Annotated in this window: 17 protein-coding genes; 12 read left to right on the top strand and 5 right to left on the bottom strand. The window is 72.2% G+C overall.

The window, feature by feature from the left end; all coding sequences use genetic code 11:
• Positions 1-2: 2 nt before the first annotated feature.
• Complete coding sequence (locus tag ACWIHY_RS19720; protein ID WP_454376918.1) at positions 3-725, bottom strand: ZIP family metal transporter; 723 nt, start codon at positions 723-725, stop codon at positions 3-5.
• A gap of 96 nt (positions 726-821) precedes the next feature.
• Between ACWIHY_RS19720 and cobM the strand changes: the two genes are divergently transcribed.
• From cobM to cobC, 6 genes are read left to right on the top strand one after another with little or no spacing between them, the layout of a single operon-like run.
• Positions 822-1,679 (top strand): precorrin-4 C(11)-methyltransferase, encoded by an 858-nt coding sequence (gene cobM / locus ACWIHY_RS19715; RefSeq protein ID WP_454376917.1) that lies wholly within the window; start codon positions 822-824, stop codon positions 1,677-1,679.
• Positions 1,676-2,950: a precorrin-6y C5,15-methyltransferase (decarboxylating) subunit CbiE gene (gene cbiE / locus ACWIHY_RS19710; RefSeq protein ID WP_454376916.1), complete on the top strand. Its 1,275-nt coding sequence runs from the start codon at positions 1,676-1,678 to the stop codon at positions 2,948-2,950. Before cobM ends, cbiE begins: the two co-directional genes overlap by 4 nt.
• Positions 2,947-4,824: a precorrin-3B C(17)-methyltransferase gene (gene cobJ / locus ACWIHY_RS19705; RefSeq protein WP_454376915.1), complete on the top strand. Its 1,878-nt coding sequence runs from the start codon at positions 2,947-2,949 to the stop codon at positions 4,822-4,824. The genes cbiE and cobJ overlap by 4 nt, the downstream gene beginning before the upstream one ends.
• On the top strand, positions 4,824-5,438 hold the full coding sequence (locus ACWIHY_RS19700) for a precorrin-8X methylmutase (RefSeq protein ID WP_454376914.1): 615 nt from the start codon (positions 4,824-4,826) through the stop codon (positions 5,436-5,438). The genes cobJ and ACWIHY_RS19700 overlap by 1 nt, the downstream gene beginning before the upstream one ends.
• The gene (locus tag ACWIHY_RS19695) at positions 5,435-6,337 is read left to right on the top strand and encodes a sirohydrochlorin chelatase (RefSeq protein WP_454376913.1); all 903 of its coding nucleotides are present in this window, start codon (positions 5,435-5,437) and stop codon (positions 6,335-6,337) included. The genes ACWIHY_RS19700 and ACWIHY_RS19695 overlap by 4 nt, the downstream gene beginning before the upstream one ends.
• Complete coding sequence (cobC, locus tag ACWIHY_RS19690) at positions 6,321-7,397, top strand: Rv2231c family pyridoxal phosphate-dependent protein CobC (protein ID WP_454376912.1); 1,077 nt, start codon at positions 6,321-6,323, stop codon at positions 7,395-7,397. The genes ACWIHY_RS19695 and cobC overlap by 17 nt, the downstream gene beginning before the upstream one ends.
• A gap of 350 nt (positions 7,398-7,747) precedes the next feature.
• Here cobC and ACWIHY_RS19685 read toward each other — a convergent pair whose 3' ends face one another.
• Positions 7,748-8,698 (bottom strand): SCO1860 family LAETG-anchored protein, encoded by a 951-nt coding sequence (locus tag ACWIHY_RS19685; RefSeq protein ID WP_454376911.1) that lies wholly within the window; start codon positions 8,696-8,698, stop codon positions 7,748-7,750.
• Positions 8,699-8,914: 216 nt separating this feature from the next.
• Complete coding sequence (locus ACWIHY_RS19680) at positions 8,915-10,009, bottom strand: amidohydrolase family protein (protein ID WP_454376910.1); 1,095 nt, start codon at positions 10,007-10,009, stop codon at positions 8,915-8,917.
• 76 nt (positions 10,010-10,085) lie between these two features.
• Here ACWIHY_RS19680 and ACWIHY_RS19675 point away from each other — a divergent pair, with 76 nt between their 5' ends.
• From ACWIHY_RS19675 to thpD, 5 genes are all read left to right on the top strand, one after another.
• On the top strand, positions 10,086-11,192 hold the full coding sequence (locus ACWIHY_RS19675; RefSeq protein ID WP_454376909.1) for a pyridoxal-phosphate-dependent aminotransferase family protein: 1,107 nt from the start codon (positions 10,086-10,088) through the stop codon (positions 11,190-11,192).
• 301 nt (positions 11,193-11,493) lie between these two features.
• On the top strand, positions 11,494-12,027 hold the full coding sequence (ectA, locus tag ACWIHY_RS19670; protein ID WP_454376908.1) for a diaminobutyrate acetyltransferase: 534 nt from the start codon (positions 11,494-11,496) through the stop codon (positions 12,025-12,027).
• Between the two features lie 48 nt (positions 12,028-12,075).
• Positions 12,076-13,344, top strand: coding sequence for a diaminobutyrate--2-oxoglutarate transaminase (ectB, locus tag ACWIHY_RS19665; protein ID WP_454376907.1), 1,269 nt, complete (start codon positions 12,076-12,078; stop codon positions 13,342-13,344).
• Positions 13,345-13,398: 54 nt separating this feature from the next.
• Positions 13,399-13,797 carry an ectoine synthase gene (locus ACWIHY_RS19660; RefSeq protein ID WP_214899606.1) on the top strand — a complete coding sequence of 133 codons (399 nt, stop codon included), beginning with the start codon at positions 13,399-13,401 and terminating at the stop codon, positions 13,795-13,797.
• 3 nt (positions 13,798-13,800) lie between these two features.
• On the top strand, positions 13,801-14,715 hold the full coding sequence (thpD, locus tag ACWIHY_RS19655; protein WP_454376906.1) for an ectoine hydroxylase: 915 nt from the start codon (positions 13,801-13,803) through the stop codon (positions 14,713-14,715).
• Positions 14,716-14,829: 114 nt separating this feature from the next.
• Here thpD and ACWIHY_RS19650 read toward each other — a convergent pair whose 3' ends face one another.
• A complete protein-coding gene (locus tag ACWIHY_RS19650; RefSeq protein ID WP_454376905.1) occupies positions 14,830-15,900 on the bottom strand; it encodes an alkene reductase in 1,071 nt (356 codons plus the stop codon).
• A gap of 117 nt (positions 15,901-16,017) precedes the next feature.
• On the opposite strand from ACWIHY_RS19650, the gene ACWIHY_RS19645 reads away from it, so the two are divergent.
• Positions 16,018-16,521, top strand: coding sequence for a MarR family winged helix-turn-helix transcriptional regulator (locus ACWIHY_RS19645; protein WP_454376904.1), 504 nt, complete (start codon positions 16,018-16,020; stop codon positions 16,519-16,521).
• 64 nt (positions 16,522-16,585) lie between these two features.
• Here ACWIHY_RS19645 and ACWIHY_RS19640 read toward each other — a convergent pair whose 3' ends face one another.
• On the bottom strand, positions 16,586-17,647 hold the full coding sequence (locus tag ACWIHY_RS19640; protein ID WP_454376903.1) for an aminotransferase class V-fold PLP-dependent enzyme: 1,062 nt from the start codon (positions 17,645-17,647) through the stop codon (positions 16,586-16,588).
• Positions 17,648-17,665: the final 18 nt, after the last annotated feature.

The raw sequence follows: 17,665 nt of genomic DNA, 5'->3' as shown, positions 1-17,665 counted from the left end.
GTTCAGTGCGCGATGCCCACCATCAGCCAGATGAACGCCACTCCCGCGACCGTGCACAGCAGCGTGGAGCGGGCGGGGTGTTCGTGGTGGGCCTCGGGCAGGATCTCGGCGGCCGCGAGGTAGAGCAGGGCGCCGCCGAAGAAACCCAGATAGCTGCCGAGAAGTTCCTCCGGAAGGGTGAAGAGCAGAGTGGACGCGGCGCCCACCACCGGGGCCAGCGCGTCCGCGAACAGCATGGCCACGGCCTTCCGGCGCGCGTTCCCGTACACGCGGGCGAGCGTGTACGTGTTGAATCCGTCCGCGAAGTCGTGGGTGACGACGGCGAGCGCGACGGTCGTTCCCATGCCCTCACCGATCTGGAAGGCGGCGCCGATCGCGATGCCGTCCATCAGGCTGTGGCCGACCATCGCGCCCGCCGCCGTCAGTCCGACTTGGGGGACACGCTCCTCGTTCGCGCCGTGCGCCGCCTGGCGTCCCGCGAGCATGCGCTCCACCAGGTGGGCCACCAGGAAGCCGCCGACGAACAGCAGAAGTGCCTGCGGTACGCCGAACCGTTCGCCGTTCGCGGCCTCCAGCGCCTCCGGCAGCAGGTCCAGGCCGACGACGCCGAGCATCAGCCCGCCCGCCAGGCCCAGCACGAGGTGGCGGCGGTCCGTGACGCGCTGCGCCACCCAGCCACCGAAGAGCGTCATGAGGAACGCGCCGAGCGCGACGAACACCGCCATGTGCTCTTGCTAGTCGATTGACGCCCCGCCGCGCACATCCAAGATCCAAGTCGATTCACCGTTGACCCCGTAGATTCCCCGAGAGGACCCCCACTCATGGCCGATGCCCCCACCGGCAAGGTGACCTTCGTGGGCGCCGGCCCCGGCGCCGCCGACCTGCTGACCTTCCGTGCCGCGCGCGCCATCGCCGACGCCGATGTGGTGATCTGGGCGGCGAGTCTCGTACAGGCCGAGATCCTGGAGCACGCGTGCGAGGGCGCCGAGATCCTGGACTCCGCCGCGATGTCCCTGGAGGACGTCGTCGCGGTGTACGAGCGGGCGGTGCGGGACGGGTTGAAGGTGGCCCGCGTGCACTCCGGCGACCCCGCGCTGTGGGGCGGCACGCAGGAGCAGGTCGACCGGTGCGACGAACTCGGTCTGGACGTCGAGATCGTGCCGGGGGTCTCCTCGTTCTCGGCGGTCGCCGCGATCGCGCAGCGCGAGCTCACGATTCCCGAGGTCGCGCAGTCCGTCATCCTGACCCGGCTGGGCGGCGGCAAGACGCCGATGCCGCCCGGTGAGGAAGTACGGGAGTTCGCACGGCACGGCACGACGATGGCGGTCTTCCTGTCGGCGGCCAGGTCCGGTCAGCTCACGGCGGAGCTGCTGGAGGGCGGCTACCCGACGGACACACCGGTCGTCATCGCCTACCAGGTCACCTGGCCCGAGGAGTTGGTGCTGCGCTGCACCATCGCCACGCTGGAGGAGACCGTGAAGGAGCACAAGCTCTGGAAGCACACGCTCTTCCTGGTCGGGCCCGCGCTCTCCGCCTCCGGTACGCGCTCGCACCTCTACCACCCGGGGCACTTCCACGGCTTCCGCCGGGCCGACCGCAGCGCGCGGGCGGCGCTGCGCGAGGCGCGGAAGTCCGCGGAGGCGGGCATCGAGTCGGGGGCGGGGAAGTCCGGCTCATGATCACTGTTGTCGGTACGGGGACGGGCGCCCCGCTCGGCCCCGACGCCCGTGCGGCGGTCGACGCCGCCGGGCTGGTCGTCGGGGGGCGTCGGCATCTGGATGCCGCCGGGCTGCCGGACGGCACGGCCCGGGTGGTACTCGGGCCGCTCGCGCCCGCCCTGGACGCGGTAGCGGAGCACCTGGACAAGCGGGCGGACGGCGCGGAGGCGGGCGTGGTGGTGCTGGCCTCCGGCGATCCCGGGTTCTTCGGGATCGTACGGGCGCTGGCGGAACGGTTCGGCGCCGACGCCCTGGATGTACGTCCGGGCGCGCCGTCCGTCGCCGTCGCCTTCGCCCGGCTCGGGCTGCCGTGGGACGACGCGGTGGTCGTGAGCGCGCACGGGCGTGCGCTGCGTACCGCCGTGAACGTGTGCCGGGCGCACCCGAAGACGGCCGTCCTGACCGGCCCCGGCGCCGGGCCCGCAGAACTGGGCGCCGCGCTGGCCCGTACCGGCATTCCGCGCACCCTGGTCGTGGCGTCCGCGCTCGGCGATCCGGCGGGGGGCGAGAGCGTCGAGCGCCTCTCCCCCGGCGAGGCGGCGGCGCGCGACTGGCCGACGGCGGTCAGCGTCGTTCTGTGCCTCGACGAGTCGCGGGCGCTGGCCCCGGCGCAGCGGACGGTCGCCGGGCGGGGCGTCGGCCCGGACCGATGGGCGCTGCCCGAGGACGCCTTCGAGCACCGCGACTCGATGATCACGAAGTTCGAGGTGCGGGCACTGGCGCTCGCCCGGCTCGGCCCGCGCGTGGGCGACCTGGTGTGGGACATCGGGGCGGGGTCGGGGTCCATGGCCGTGGAGTGCGCGCGGCTGGGGGCGGCGGCGATCGCGGTGGAGAAGACCTGCGACGGCGTGGAGCGCGTCCGGGCCAATGCCGCCGCGCACGGCGTCGACGTACAGACGGTGCACGGCGCGGCGCCGACGGTGCTGTCCCAGCTGCCCGAGCCCGACGCGGTGTTCGTGGGCGGCGGCGGGCGTGAGCTGCCCGCCATCGTCGCGGCGTGCGCGCGCAGCGCGCGGCGCACGGTCGTGGTCGCGCTGGCGGCGCTGGACCGGGTGCCCGCCGTACGGGCGGCTCTGGCGTCCGCCGGATTCGAATCCGAGGGCGTACTGCTGCAGTCGTCGCGGCTCGCGCCGCTGCCCGGGGACGTGACCCGGCTCGCGGCCGCCAACCCTGTCTTTCTGCTGTGGGGCCACCGCCCCGCGGATCCGGCAAGTGAAGGAGCAGTTCAGTGATCGGCCTCATCTCCGCCACGGCGGCAGGCGCCGTGGCCCGCGACCGGCTGGCCGCGGCCTGGCCCGGCCGTACGCAGGTGTACGACGGCCCGGTGCGGGAGGCGGTCGGGCGCGCCTTCGCGGAGTGCGACCAGCTGGTGTGCTTCCTGGCGACGGGCGCGGTCGTACGGCTTGTCGCCCCGCTCCTCGCGGACAAGACGTCCGACCCGGGCGTGGTGTGCGTCGACGAGGCGCAGCGCCACGCGGTGTCGCTCATCGGCGGCCACGGCGGCGGCGCGAACGAGCTGGCGCTCGCGGTGTCGGGCGTCCTCGGCTGCGCCCCGGTCATCACGACGGCCACGGACGCCACGGACATCCCCGGCCTGGACACGCTGGGCTGGCCCGTCGAGGGGGCGACGGCGGCGGTGACCCGGGCGATCCTGGACGGCGCGCCCGTCACGCTGGAGGCGGACGCGGTGTGGCCGCTGCCGCCGCTGCCGGGGAATGTGGCTCCGGCGGGTGCGGGCACCGGCCCGGCGTCCGGCGCGGACCACCCGGAGCCCGCCATCGGTCTCGCCGAGGCGGCCGCGGTCGCCGCTGTGCCCGTGGGCGGGCTGCCCGGGGCCATGGCCGCCACCGTCGCCGCCGGCGTCCTCGCGGAGGCGTCCTCGGCCGCCGCCGAGGACGACGGGGCGCACGGTGCGCCCGCCGTGGTCCGCGTCAGCGACCGGGTCCTCGGCCTCGGGGAGCGGGAGGTCGTGCTGCGGCCGCCGTCGCTCGTCGTCGGCGTGGGCGCCAGCAAGGGCGTGTCCGTCGACGAGGTGTTCGGGCTGGTCGAGGAGACGCTGGCGGACGCCGGGCTCTCGGAACGTTCCGTCGCCGCGCTCGCGACCGTCGACGCCAAGGCGGAGGAGGCCGGGATCGTGGGGGCGGCGGCCCGGCTTGGCGTGCCGCTGCGGACGTACGCCGCCGAGGAGCTGGCCCGTATCGACGTGCCGAACCCCTCCGGGGCTCCGCTCGCCGCCGTCGGCACGCCCTCCGTCGCGGAGGCCGCCGCGCTCGTCGGTGGGGGCGAACTCCTCGTGCCCAAGCGGAAGTCGGCGCCCGAGGGTCGGGCGGCGATGGCCACCTGCGCCGTCGTACGCAAGGAGCCGCGCGGCCGCCTCGCGGTCGTCGGGCTCGGTCCCGGCGCGCGCGACCTGCTCACGCCGCGCGCCCGCGACGAGATCCGGCGCGCCTCGGTCCTCGTCGGGCTCGACCAGTACGTCGACCAGATCCGCGACCTGCTGCGGCCGGGCACGCGCGTCCTGGAGTCGGGGCTCGGCGCCGAGGAGGAGCGGGCCCGTACGGCCGTCGCCGAGGCGCGCGCCGGACACGCGGTCGCGCTGATCGGGTCGGGTGACGCGGGCGTGTACGCCATGGCGTCGCCCGCGCTGGCCGAGGCGAGCGACGACATCGACGTCGTCGGCGTACCGGGGGTGACGGCGGCGCTCGCCGCCGCCGCGATCCTGGGGGCGCCGCTCGGCCACGACCATGTCTCGATCAGCCTCTCCGACCTGCACACGCCGTGGGAGGTCATCGAGCGACGGGTACGGGCCGCGGCGGAGGCCGACATCGTGGTGACGTTCTACAACCCCCGCAGCCGGGGCCGCGACTGGCAGCTCCCCAAGGCGCTGTCGATCCTCGCCGAGCACCGCGAGCCCACGACGCCCGTCGGTGTCGTGCGCAACGCCTCGCGACCGGACGGAACAAGCCGCCTCACCACGATCGCCGCACTCGACCCGGCGACCGTCGACATGATGACCGTCGTGGTCGTCGGCAACACCGCCGCCCGCGAGATCGCCGGCCGCATGGTGACCCCGCGCGGCTACCGCTGGCAGACGGAGGGTTCGTGATGACAACAACGGACAGGATCGTCCACCCCATCGAGCAGGAGTCCTTCCGGCGCCTGCGCACCCGCCTCGACACGTCGCACTTCCCGCCGCTGACGCGGGCCGTCGTGGAGCGCGTCATCCACTCGGCGGCGGACCTGGAGTACGCCACCGACCTGGTCTGCGACGAGCGCACGCTCGAAACCGCGCACGCCGCGCTGCACGCCGGCGCGCCGGTCGTCGTGGATGTGGAGATGGTCGCGGCGGGCATCACCCGGCGCGAGACCGTGTGCCGGCTGAAGGAAGCCGAGGCCGGCCCGGACCTGACCCGCAGCGCCCACGCGATCAGGCTGGCGTACGAGCAGGTGGGGCCCGGTGCCCTGTGGGTGATCGGCTGCGCGCCCACCGCGCTGGAGGAGCTGTTGCTCCTGGACGCCCGGCCCGCGCTCGTCATCGGCCTGCCCGTCGGCTTCGTCGGGGCGGCCGAGTCCAAGGCCGCGCTGCGCGAGAGCGGGCTGCCGGCCGTCAGCAACGTCTCCGAGAAGGGCGGTTCGGCCGTCGCGGCGGCCGCGCTGAACGCCCTGCTCTACACCCGGCCGAAACCCCTCAACACCCCCCTCACCAAGGAGAACGCGTGACCACCGCGCCCGCACTGCTCATCGCCGGCCACGGCACCCGGGACGAAGCGGGAGCCGGAGCCTTCCGCGACTTCGTCGAGGAGCTGGGCAGGCGTCACCCCGAACTGCCCGTAGCCGGCGGCTTCATCGAGCTGTCCCCGCCGCCGCTCGGCGACGCGGTGACCTCGCTGGTCGACCGGGGCGTCACGCGCTTCGCGGCCGTTCCCCTGATGCTGGTCTCCGCCGGTCACGCCAAGGGCGACATACCGGCGGCGCTGTCCCGCGAGAAGGAGCGCCACCCGGGGATCTCGTACACCTACGGCCGTCCGCTCGGCCCGCATCCGGGGCTGCTGGCCGTGCTGGAGCGGCGGGTGGAGGAGGCGCTCGGTGACGTGGACCGGTCGGACGTGACCGTGCTGCTCGTGGGCCGGGGCTCGACCGACCCGGACGCCAACGCCGAGGTGTACAAGGCCGCACGACTGTTCTGGGAGGGACGTGGGTATGCGGGTGTGGAAACCGCGTTCGTCTCGCTCGCCGCTCCCGACGTGCCGGGCGGACTCGACCGCTGCACGAAGCTCGGGGCGAAGCACATCGTGGTTCTGCCGTACTTCCTCTTCACCGGGATCCTGCCGGACCGGGTGCGGAAGCAGACGCAGGACTGGGCCACGGCGAACCCCGCGACCGGGGTGGCTTCGGCCGATGTGATCGGCCCCACCGAGGAGTTGATGGACCTCGTGATGGAGCGCTACCGGGAAGCCGTGAAGGGGGACCTGCGGATGAACTGCGACTCCTGCGTCTACCGGATCGCCCTGCCCGGCTTCGAGGACAAGGTGGGGGCGCCGCAACAGCCGCACTTCCACCCCGACGACGACGGCCACCACCATCACCACCACCCAGGCAGCCATGCACACGCCCACTGAGACCGGCGCACACGCCGCGGCGGCGCACGATCTGCGTCACCACGGGGACGCCGAGGTCCGCGAGGGTGACCTCACGGACCTCGCGGTCAACGTACGGGCGGACACTCCCCCGGCGTGGCTCAAGGCCCGCATCGCCGCGTCCCTGGACACGCTCGCGGCCTACCCGGACGGGCGGGCGGCGCGCGCGGCGGTCGCGGAGCGGCACGGCCTGCCGGTCGAGCGGGTGCTGCTGACGGCAGGGGCGGCCGAGGCGTTCGTACTGCTCGCACGGGCGCTCGCGGTGCGGCGGCCCGTCGTCGTACACCCGCAGTTCACGGAGCCGGAGGCGGCGCTGCGGGACGCGGGGCACGAGGTCGGCCGCGTCCTGCTGCGTGAGGAGGACGGCTTCCGGCTCGCTCCGGCGGCCGTACCCGAGGACGCGGACCTGGTGGTGATCGGCAACCCGACCAACCCCACGTCCGTCCTGCACCCGGCGGACCACATCGCCGGGCTCGCCCGCCCCGGGCGGACGCTGGTGGTCGACGAGGCGTTCATGGACGCGGTGCCGGACGAGCCGCAGGCACTGGCGGGACGCACGGATGTGCCTGGTCTTGTCGTGCTGCGGAGCCTGACGAAGACGTGGGGGCTGGCAGGCCTGCGCATCGGGTACGTCCTGGCCGAGCCGAAGACGATCGAGGCCCTGGAGCGGGCGCAGCCGCTGTGGCCGGTGTCGACGCCGGCGCTGACCGCCGCCCGGGCGTGCGTCGGTCCGGCGGCGCTCGCGGAGGCGACACGGGCGGCGCACCGGGTGGCGGCCGACCGGGCCCATCTGCTGGCCGGGCTGGCGGAGTTCGAGGAGGTGCGGGCGGTGAGGGCGGCCCAGGGGCCTTTCGTACTCGTACGGATGGAACGGGCCGACGAGGTACGGGTACGCCTGCGGAGCCTCGGCTTCGCGGTGCGGCGGGGGGACACCTTCCCGGGCCTCGGCCCGCAGTGGCTCCGCCTGGCCGTGCGCGACCGCGCCACGACGGGCCGCTTCCTCCAGGCCCTGGACCAGGCGCTGACGCTGGTCGGGCGCTGAGTGCGGTGGCGGGGCGAGGCCTCTTCTCCCCCGCCCCCTCGCGTCGGCCTGCCCCCTGAGGAGCGGTCAACGGGTCCTGGGGTCCATAGGGTTGCCGCGTGAGTGAACGCGTCAACGTGTCCTGTTTCCTGCCCTGGACCGGACCGCCGGACTGCCGTCCGAAGCCGGGCTCGTGGTCACCGCGCGCCTGGAGGAGAGGACCGGCGGACCGGTCACGAGGTCGTACGCCTGCCTCCTCGCCGACAAGCCCGAATCGTCGCCGAAGCGCGGGGAAACCGGGGCCGCGCGGCCGAACCGTCGAGGCCCCGCCACGCTTCCGCCCCGGGCTCCCCGGGCCCCACCCCCTCGTGTCAGGCGCCGTTGCCCGACCGGCGCCTCTTCGCCACCACCAGGGCGCCCGCGCCCGACACCAACAGCAGCGCCGCTCCGCCCGCGAGATACGGCGTCGTCGAACTGCCTCCCGTCTCCGCCAGGTTCGCCTCCGTCGCCGTCTGCGGCTTCACGTCCGGCGCGGAAGGGGCCGTGGGCTCGTCCTCCGGCTCCTCCTGCGGTTCCTCCGGTACCACCGGCACCTTCGGGGACTCGCATGTCGCGCCCGCGAGTGTGACCGTGCCCTCGACCTCGGCGACGTTCAGCTTCAGGGGGTTCACCGACACGTCGAGCTCGAGCGCCGTGGCAGCCGCCGTACGGGAAGTGGTGTGCGTCTTCGACAGGTCGAGCGTCACCACCCCCACCGCCGGCACGTCGACCCGCGTCGGCCCTCCCGCCGACAGGGTGACCTTCTTCCCGAGCACGGTGACCGCGCCGAGCACGTTCGACTCGGCCACCGGCTGCTTGCCCGCCTCGCACAGCGCCTTCGACGTGACCTTCTCGACCTCGATGAGCGAGAGCAACGGCAGCCCCGGCACATGCACCTTGGCGTGTGCGAGGTTGACGTACCCCTCGGCCCGGTGCGCGTCGGCCGTCGCCTTCGCCGTGGCCACGTCGGCGCGCAGCACGCTGACCGGGTTGCCCTTCTCCACACCGTCCAACTGGACCGTCAGCGCGGTCTTTTCCGCCCTCCCCGGGGCCTTCACCTCGTTGAGCGCGGTGGTCAGCGGCACGTTGACCGTCTTGTTGAGCAGGGAGACGCCGAGGCCGGTACGGAGCACGACGGCACCGGCCTTACCGTCGCCGCCCCCCGTGGCGTGCGCCGGAGCGGCGACGAGCAGAGCGGCGGCGGGGCCCGTGGTCAGGGCGAAGGCCGCCGCGGCGGCTGCGGAGCGGCGCACGGACCGGCGTGCGGACCCGCGTGCGGGCATGCTGAAGAAGGTGCTGTTCAAAGCGGTGGACCCCCACAAGTGACGCGGCGCCGCCCGGCGCACTCCACGGGGACACGTGGGCGCCGGGGCGGCTGAGACACAGGAATACTTACGCACTTAGAGTGAACGGTCAGCCACCTGGCGTGAGTTCACTCCATCGTGGGGTTTCCGAGTCCGCATTCGAATGTCGCCGAGTGCCGCGCACTGCCGTTCCCCTCAGCCGACGACGATCCGGCCGTTCAGGATGATCCGGCGCGGGGCCGCGAGGACCCGTACATCCGCTCGCGGATCCTCGTCGTACACCACCAGGTCGGCAGGGGCGCCCTCCTCGAGCAGCGGACGCCCGAGCCACCGGCGCGCAGCCCAGGCCGTCGCCGAGAGGGCGTCGATCGGCGGGATGCCGGCCTTCACGAGCTCCGCGACCTCGTCCGCCACCAGGCCGTGGGCCAGCGAACCGCCCGCGTCGGTGCCGACGAAGACCGGGATCCCGGCGTCGTACGCGGCGCGGACCGTGTCGTACCGGCGCGCGTGCAGGTCGCGCATGTGCGCCGACCAGCGCGGGAACTTCGCCTCGCCGCCGTCCGCGAGGTGCGGGAACGTCGCGATGTTGACCAGGGTCGGGACGATCGCGACGCCTCGCTCGGCGAAGAGCGGGACGGTGTCCTCGGTCAGGCCCGTGGCGTGCTCGATGCAGTCGATGCCCGCTTCGACGAGGTCACGCAGCGACTCCTCGGCGAAGCAGTGGGCGGTGACCCGGGCGCCGAGCCGGTGGGCCTCCGCGATGGCCGCCTCGACCTCGCCGCGCGGCCAGCACGCGCCCAGGTCCCCGGTGCCCCGGTCGAGCCAGTCGCCGACGAGCTTGACCCAGCCGTCGCCGCGCCGCGCCTCCCGGGCGACGTAGGCGACCAGGTCGCCCGGCTCGATCTCGTGGGCGTAGTTACGGATGTAGCGGCGGGTGCGGGCGATGTGCCGGCCCGCCCTGATGATCTTCGGGAGGTCCGCCCGGTCGTCGATCCAGCGGGTGTCGGACGGCGACCCGGCGTCGCGGATCAGCAGGGTGCCCGCGTCCCGGTCGGTGAGCGCCTGCTTCTCGCTGGTGGCCTCGTCGACCGGGCCGTGCCGGTCGAGTCCGACGTGGCAGTGCGCGTCGACGAGGCCGGGCAGCGCCCAGCCGTGGACGACCGGCACATCGCGTACGCCCACGGGCCGTTCGTACGTGATCCTGCCGTCCACGGCCCACAGCTCGTCCCGTACGTCGTCGGGCCCCGCGAGCACCCGCCCCTTCACCCGCAGCACCATGCGATCACTCATGCACAGCACTCTACGAGGGGACGGTTACGCTCAGCCGGGAGAGATCGAACATCCGAAGATCGAAGAGAGCTCCGCCGTGACACATCCGCTTCTGGACCTGGCCCCGCTGACCGCCGCGCACTTCGCGGCGATCGAACGCCGGGTCGCCTCGCTGCTCTCCACCGAGCAGGACGTGGTCATCATGCAGGGCGAGGCACTGCTTCCCCTCGAGGGCTGCATCCGCGGCGGTGCCCGCCCCGGCTCGGCCGCGCTGAACGTGGTCACCGGTCCGTACGGGCAGACCTTCGGGAACTGGCTGCGCGACTGCGGCGCGGCCGTCTTCGACCTGACCGTGCCGTTCCACACCGCGGTCACCGCCGAGCAGATCGGTCAGGCCCTCGACGAGCATCCGGAGATCGACTTCGTCTCGCTGGTGCACGCGGAGGCAGCGACCGGCAACACCAATCCGGTGGCCGAGATCGGCGAGGCCGTACGGGCCCACGGCGCCCTCTTCATGCTCGACGCGGTCGCTTCGGTGGCCGCCGAGAAGCTGCTGCCCGACGCGTGGGGCGTGGACCTGTGCGTGATCGGGGCGCAGAAGGCGATGGGCGGGCCGGCCGGGGTCTCCGCCGTGTCGGTGAGCGAGCGCGCCTGGGAACGGTTCGCCGCGAACCCCGCCGCTCCGCGCCACTCGTACCTCTCCCTCCTGGACTGGAAGGAGCGGTGGATCGACGGCGGCCGCAAGTCGCTGCTGCACGCGCCCGCACAGCTGGAGATGCTGGCGCTGGAAGCCTGCCTGGAGCGGATCGAGGCGGAGGGGCTCGGCGCGGTGGAGGCCAGGCACCTGGCCGCCGCGTCGGCCACCCGGGCGGGGGCGATCGCGCTGGGCGGGGGCCTGGAGCCGTACGTCCACGCGGCGCGGGACGCCGCGCCGGTCGCCACGACGCTGCGCACCCCTGCCGGGGTGGACGCGTCGGAGCTCGTCGCGAAGACGCTGGCCGCCGATCCGTCGCTGCCGCTGATCGCGGGCGGCGGGGCGCTGTCCAAGGAGATGGTCCGGGTCAATCACTACGGTGTCGATGCCACACAGGGTGTGGTCCAGTCGTCGCTCGCCGCTCTCGGAGCGGCACTGAGCGGATCGGGCGTGCGGGTCGACTCGGAAGCTGCCCGAAAGGCCGTGGCGGAAACCTGGCCCAGCGGATAGTTTCTTTGAATTCAATGAATTAACAGATAACGGGAAGCCGCTTTATCAGCGCAGCTTCCCGTTTTCTTCTGCCCCGGATCACCGACCTTAAACGCCAAGGTTTCAGCAAGAGATCGAGGCCGTTTCAAGTGTGTGACCGACCCCACACCGAAAGAGATTTGCCCGGTTATATCCGGTCAAATGCCCTGCATTTGCAGTCTGCTCGCGCGAAGTGCGTGCCTGCGCGATAACACATGAAGGGCTCCCACCCAACCCCTTCCGACGATGCACTTTTTGAATTTGCTCGGTAAATTTCATCCGCATGACCGCCGCACCAGCAGACCTTGCACGTGCCCGAAGCGAATTCCTGCAGATCGAAGCTCCGCGAGTGGAGGACGGAGCCGCGATCTGGCGCATTGCCCGCGACTCCAAGGCCTTGGACCTCAACTCCTCGTACAGCTATCTGCTGTGGTGCCGCGATTTCGCGGCAACGTCCGTCGTGGCCAGAGACAGCCCCGGGGGTGAGCCGATCGCCTTCATCACGGGGTACGTACGCCCCGAGCGCCCGGACACCCTGGTCGTCTGGCAGGTCGCGGTCGACCACGACCACCGCGGCCGCGGGCTGGCCGGAACGCTCCTGGAGGCGCTGACCGAGAAGGTCGCCGCCCGCCAGGGGGTGAAGACGATCGAGACGACCGTGACCCCGGACAACAACGCCTCCAACCGGCTGTTCACGTCGTACGCCGAGCGCCGTGGAGCGCCCCTGGAGCGTGAGGTGCTCTTCGACGGCGGGCTGTTCCCCGACGGGACCCACCTGCCCGAGGTGCTGTACCGCATCGGCCCGATCGCTTCCTGACACCCCCTTCCCCCAGACTTCTTCCTTTCTCTCTCCCAGGAGACCGCCGTGACCATCACTCCCCCCGCCCTCAGCGTCTTCGAGACCCTGGAATCCGAGGTACGCAGCTACTGCCGCGGCTGGCCGGCCGTGTTCGACCGCGCGCAGGGCAGCCACCTCCATGACGAGGACGGCCACACCTACCTCGACTTCTTCGCCGGCGCCGGGTCGCTCAACTACGGCCACAACAACCCCGTGCTGAAACGGGCGCTGATCGACTACATCGAGCGCGACGGCATCACCCACGGCCTGGACATGGCGACGACCGCCAAGCGCGCCTTCCTCGAGACCTTCGAGAACGTGATCCTGCGGCCGCGCGACCTGCCGTACAAGGTGATGTTCCCGGGCCCGACAGGCACCAACGCCGTCGAGGCCGCGCTGAAGCTGGCCCGCAAGGTCAAGGGCCGCGAGTCGGTCGTGTCCTTCACCAACGCCTTCCACGGCATGTCGCTCGGCTCGCTCGCCGTCACCGGCAACGCGTTCAAGCGGGCCGGCGCCGGTATACCGCTGGTGCACGGCACGCCGATGCCGTTCGACAACTACTTCGACGGCACGGTCGAGGACTTCCTGTGGTTCGAGCGGCTGCTCGACGACCAGGGCTCGGGCCTCAACAAGCCCGCCGCGGTGATCGTCGAGACGGTGCAGGGCGAGGGCGGCATCAACGTCGCCCGCGCGGAGTGGCTGCGCGCGCTCCAGGAGCTGTGCCACCGCCAGGACATGCTGCTGATCGTCGACGACATCCAGATGGGCTGCGGCCGTACCGGCGGCTTCTTCTCCTTCGAGGAGGCCGGCATCACCCCGGACATCGTCACCCTGTCGAAGTCGATCAGCGGTTACGGCATGCCCATGTCGCTCTGCCTCTTCAAGCCCGAGCTGGACGTCTGGGAGCCGGGCGAGCACAACGGCACCTTCCGCGGCAACAACCCGGCCTTCGTCACCGCCACCGCCACGCTCAACACCTACTGGGCCGACGGCCAGATGGAGAAGCAGACTCTGGCCCGCGGCGAGCAGGTCGAGCGGGCACTGCTGGCCATCGCCGACGAGAACGCCGAGGCCGGTGTCAGCTTCCGGGGCCGCGGCCTGGTCTGGGGCATGGAGTTCACCGACAAGGCACGTGCCACGGCGGTCTGCCGCCGCGCCTTCGAACTCGGCATGCTGCTGGAGACCTCGGGTCCGGAGAGCGAGGTCGTAAAGCTGCTGCCGGCGCTCACCATCTCCCCCGACGAGCTGGACGAGGGGCTGCGCGTCCTCGCCCGCTCGGTCCGCGAGACCGCCTGACGGCGTCATCGCGGCAACGAAGTAACGAAGTACCACAGAAGGGCTCAACGCACCGTGATAGTCCGATCGTTCAAGGACATTGAGGGCACCGACCGCCACGTGAAGGCCGCGTCCGGCACCTGGGAGAGCAAGCGCATCGTGCTCGCCAAGGAGAAGGTCGGCTTCTCGCTCCACGAGACCGTGCTGTACGCGGGTACGGAGACGTCGATGTGGTACGCGAACCACATCGAGGCCGTCCTGTGCACGGAGGGCGAGGCCGAGCTCACCAACGACGAGACCGGCGAAACCCACTGGATCTCACCGGGCACGATGTACCTGCTGGACGGCCACGAGCGCCACACCATGCGCCCCAAGACCGATTTCCGGTGCGTATGCGTCTTCAACCCTCCCGTCACCGGACGGGAGGACCACGACGAGAACGGTGTCTACCCGCTGCTGACCGAGGAGGTCTGAACCATGACCGACGTACTGACCGCACGCACCGAGACCCCACGCGCCGACCTCTACCCGACGCGCGGCGCCGCCGAGGTGATCACTCCCCGCCAGGACCCGGTCGTCTGGTCCGCGCCCGGCGCGCCGGGGCCCCTCGAGGCCGCCGAGCTGACGGGCTTCGAGCGGGACGGTTTCCTCGCCGTCGACCAGCTGATCACCCCGGAAGAGGTGCCGCTCTACCGGGCGGAGCTGGACCGGCTGGTCAGCGACCCCGGGGTGCGGGCGGACGAGCGCTCGATCATCGAGCCCAAGTCGAGGGACGTACGGTCGGTCTTCGAGGTGCACCGCATCAGTGAGGTCTTCGCGCAGCTCGTGCGGGACCCGCGGGTCGTCGGCACGGCCCGCCAGATCCTCGGCTCGGACGTGTACGTCCACCAGTCGCGGATCAACGTCAAGCCGGGCTTCGGGGCTTCGGGCTTCTACTGGCACTCGGACTTCGAGACGTGGCACGCCGAGGACGGTCTGCCGAACATGCGGACCGTGTCCGTCTCGATCGCGCTGACCGAGAACTACGACACCAACGGCGGCCTGATGATCATGCCCGGGTCGCACAAGGAGTTCCTGGGCTGCGCGGGCGAGACGCCCAAGGACAACTACAAGCGCTCGCTGCAGATGCAGGACGCCGGAATCCCGTCGGACGAGGTACTGACGCGCATGGCGGACCGGCACGGCATCAGGCTCTTCACGGGCAAGGCCGGTTCGGCGACCTGGTTCGACTGCAACGCGATGCACGGATCGGGCGACAACATCACGCCGTACGCGCGCAGCAACGTCTTCATCGTCTTCAACAGCGTGGAGAACACGGCGGTCGAGCCGTTCGCGGCCCCCGTACCGCGGCCGGACTTCATCGGCGCGAGGGACTTCACGCCGGTGAGGTGAGGCCTGCGGGGGCGAGCGTGGCAGGGCGGGCGGGACCGGTTCGACGGAACCGGTCCCGCCCGCCGTGCGTTTCGCGCTCCGGGGGCATCTGGCCCTTCAGGCCTTCGGGCCGCTTCAGGCAGCCAGCGCCGGATAGTCGGTGTAGCCCTTGTGGTCCCCGCCGAAGAAGGAGGCCGGGTCCGGGGTGTTGTACGGGCCCTCGGTCCGCAGCCGGGCCGGCAGGTCCGGGTTGGCGAGGAAGAGCGCTCCGTACGCGACGAGGTCGGCCACACCCTCCTCGACGAGGCCGAGCGAGCCGTGGTCCGTGGGGCCCTCGGTCGCCGGGTTGAGGATGAAGGCGCCGGAGAACTTCGCGCGCAGTTCCAGCAGCAGCTCGCGCCGCTCCGGGGCGACCTCGACGGCGTGCAGGTACGCGAGGCCGAGCGGGGCTATGGCCTCGACGAGCGCCGGGTAGACGAGGTCGGTGTCGGTCTCGGCGATGTCGTTGTACGGGTTGGCGGGCGAGATCCGCAGGCCGGTGCGGCCGGCACCGACGGCCTCCGCGACCGCCTTGGTGACCTCGACGGCGAAGCGGACGCGGTTCTCCACGGAGCCGCCCCACTCGTCGGTGCGCAGGTTGGTGTTGGTGGAGAGGAACTGGTGGATCAGGTAGCCGTTGGCGCCGTGCAGCTCGACGCCGTCGAAGCCGGCGTCGATGGCGTTGCGGGCGGCCGCCGCGTAGTCGGCGATGGTCTCACGCACCTCCGCGCCGGTGAGCTCGCGCGGGGTGACGAAGTCCTTCATGCCCTCGGCCGTGTAGAGCTGACCGGCGGGGGCGACGGCGGACGGGGCGACCGGGACCAGCCCGTCGGGCAGGAGGACGGGGTGGCCGATGCGGCCGGAGTGCATGAGCTGGGCGTAGATCCGGCCGCCCGCGGCGTGCACGGCGTCGGTGACCTCGCGCCAGCCCGCGGTCTGCTCGGCGCTGTGCAGGCCGGGGGTGAACGGGTATCCCTGGCCGACGACCGAGGGCTGGACGCCTTCGGTGACGATCAGGCCGGCGGAGGCGCGCTGGGTGTAGTACTCGGTGGTGAGCTCGGTCGGTACGCCGCCCTCGCCGGCGCGGCTGCGGGTCATCGGCGCCATCACGATGCGGTTGGCGAGCGGCGTACCCGACAGGTCGAACGAATCGAAAGCGGTGGGCATGGCGAAGCCTCCGGAAGAGATATGTGGTCGGCCAAGTAATCCGGCGAGAGCCACTGTAGCGCATTACTTGGCCGACCAAGGTAAAGTTGCTCCAGACAGTCCCGACAAGGAGTTCCCATGACGGCCGACCCCGCCTGTCCCGAGCCTCCGAGCGCCGCGAGCGGCGGCCCGGTCAGCCACTCCATCTCCCAGACGGCGCGGCTCCACCGCATCGCCGCGGGCAGGCTCCTGCGCGATCTCGGCCTCTACCCGGGTCAGGAATTCGTGATGATGCATCTGTGGGACGCGGGTCCGGTGCGCCAGTCGGAGCTGATCAAGGCGGTCGGCCTCGACCCGTCGACGGTGACGAAGATGCTGCAGCGCCTGGAGCAGTCGGGCCATGTACGCCGCTGCCCCGACCCCGCCGACCGGCGGGCCGCGCTGGTCGAGGCGACCGGCGCCAGCTGTGGCCTGAAGGCGCAGGTGGAACAGGCGTGGCGGGAGCTGGAGGACGTCACGCTGGCCGGACTCGACGACGACGAGCGCAAGGAACTGCTGAGGCTGCTGGCCCACATCGAAGGCAACCTCTGCCCGCAGGCGCGTGCGGCGGCGGCCGACGGCGCGTGCGACGCCGGGGAGTAGGCGGGCCCGCGCGCTACGGTCCGGGGCGGGCCCGGACGGTCCGGGCCCGCCCCGGGGCGGTGTTTCAGCCCGCGAGGACCTCCAGCACCCGGTCCACGTCGGCGCCGGTGTTGTAGAGGTGGAAGGACGCCCGCAGGTTGCCCGCGCGGACCGAGACGACGATGTCCGCCGCCGTCAGCGCGTCGAGCCGGTGCGCGAGGCCCGGGGCCGCGACGACCACGGAGTCGGCGGAAACCGGGGTGCGGCCGAGGGAGGCGAGTCCTTCGCGGTAGCGCGCGGCGAGCGCGAGATTGTGGTCCCGCACGTTCTCGACGCCGACCTCTTCCAGGAACGCGAGGGACTGCTCGACGCCGACGTACGGCAGGAAGGGCGGCGGCTCGTCGAACCGGCGCGCGCTGCGGGCGAGTTCTTGGACGGGACCGTAGGTGCTGGCCCAGATGTCCTCGCCGGACATCCACCCCGCGTGGAACGGCGTGAGGTTCTCCTGCGCCTCTTCGCCGACGGTGAGGAACGACACGCCGCGCGGCGCCATCAGGTACTTGTACCCCCCGGCGACGGTGTAGTCGAAGCCGCCCGCCCCGAAGGGCAGCCAGCCCACCGCCTGGGTCGCGTCGACGAGCGTACGGGCGCCGTGGGCGGCGGCTGCGGCCCGTACGGCGGACAGGTCGGCGACGCGGCCGTCGGCGGACTGCACCGCGGAGAAGGCCACCAGCGCGGTCTCCGGGCGCACCGACTCGGCCAGAGACTCCAGCGGCACGTACCGCGTCTTGAGGTCGCCGCGGACCGCGAAGGGGGTGACCACCGAGGCGAAATCACCCTCGGGGCACAGGACTTCGGCTCCGGCGGGCAGCGAGGCGGCGATCAGCCCGACATGCACGGCCACCGAGCTTCCGACGGCGACCCGTTCCCCGGGGACATCGACGAGCCGCCCGTATGCGGCGCGGGCGGCGGCCACGGCGTCGTAGCTGCTCCCGCCGTCGGGGCTGCCCGTCGCGTTCAGCTCGGTCGCGGCCTTGACGGCCTCGACGCCGCGCCGTGGCAGCAGCCCGCAGCTGGAGGTGTTGAGGTACGTGGTCTCCGGCGCGAATTCCGCGCTCACGGCTTCGGTGAGAGTAAGGGGCTTCATGCCCCCCTACTGTGCTAC

The organism is Streptomyces sp. NPDC055287, assembly GCF_053646035.1.
Note: the sequence above shows the minus strand (reverse complement) of the source record. Positions and strands in the feature narration are given on the sequence as shown.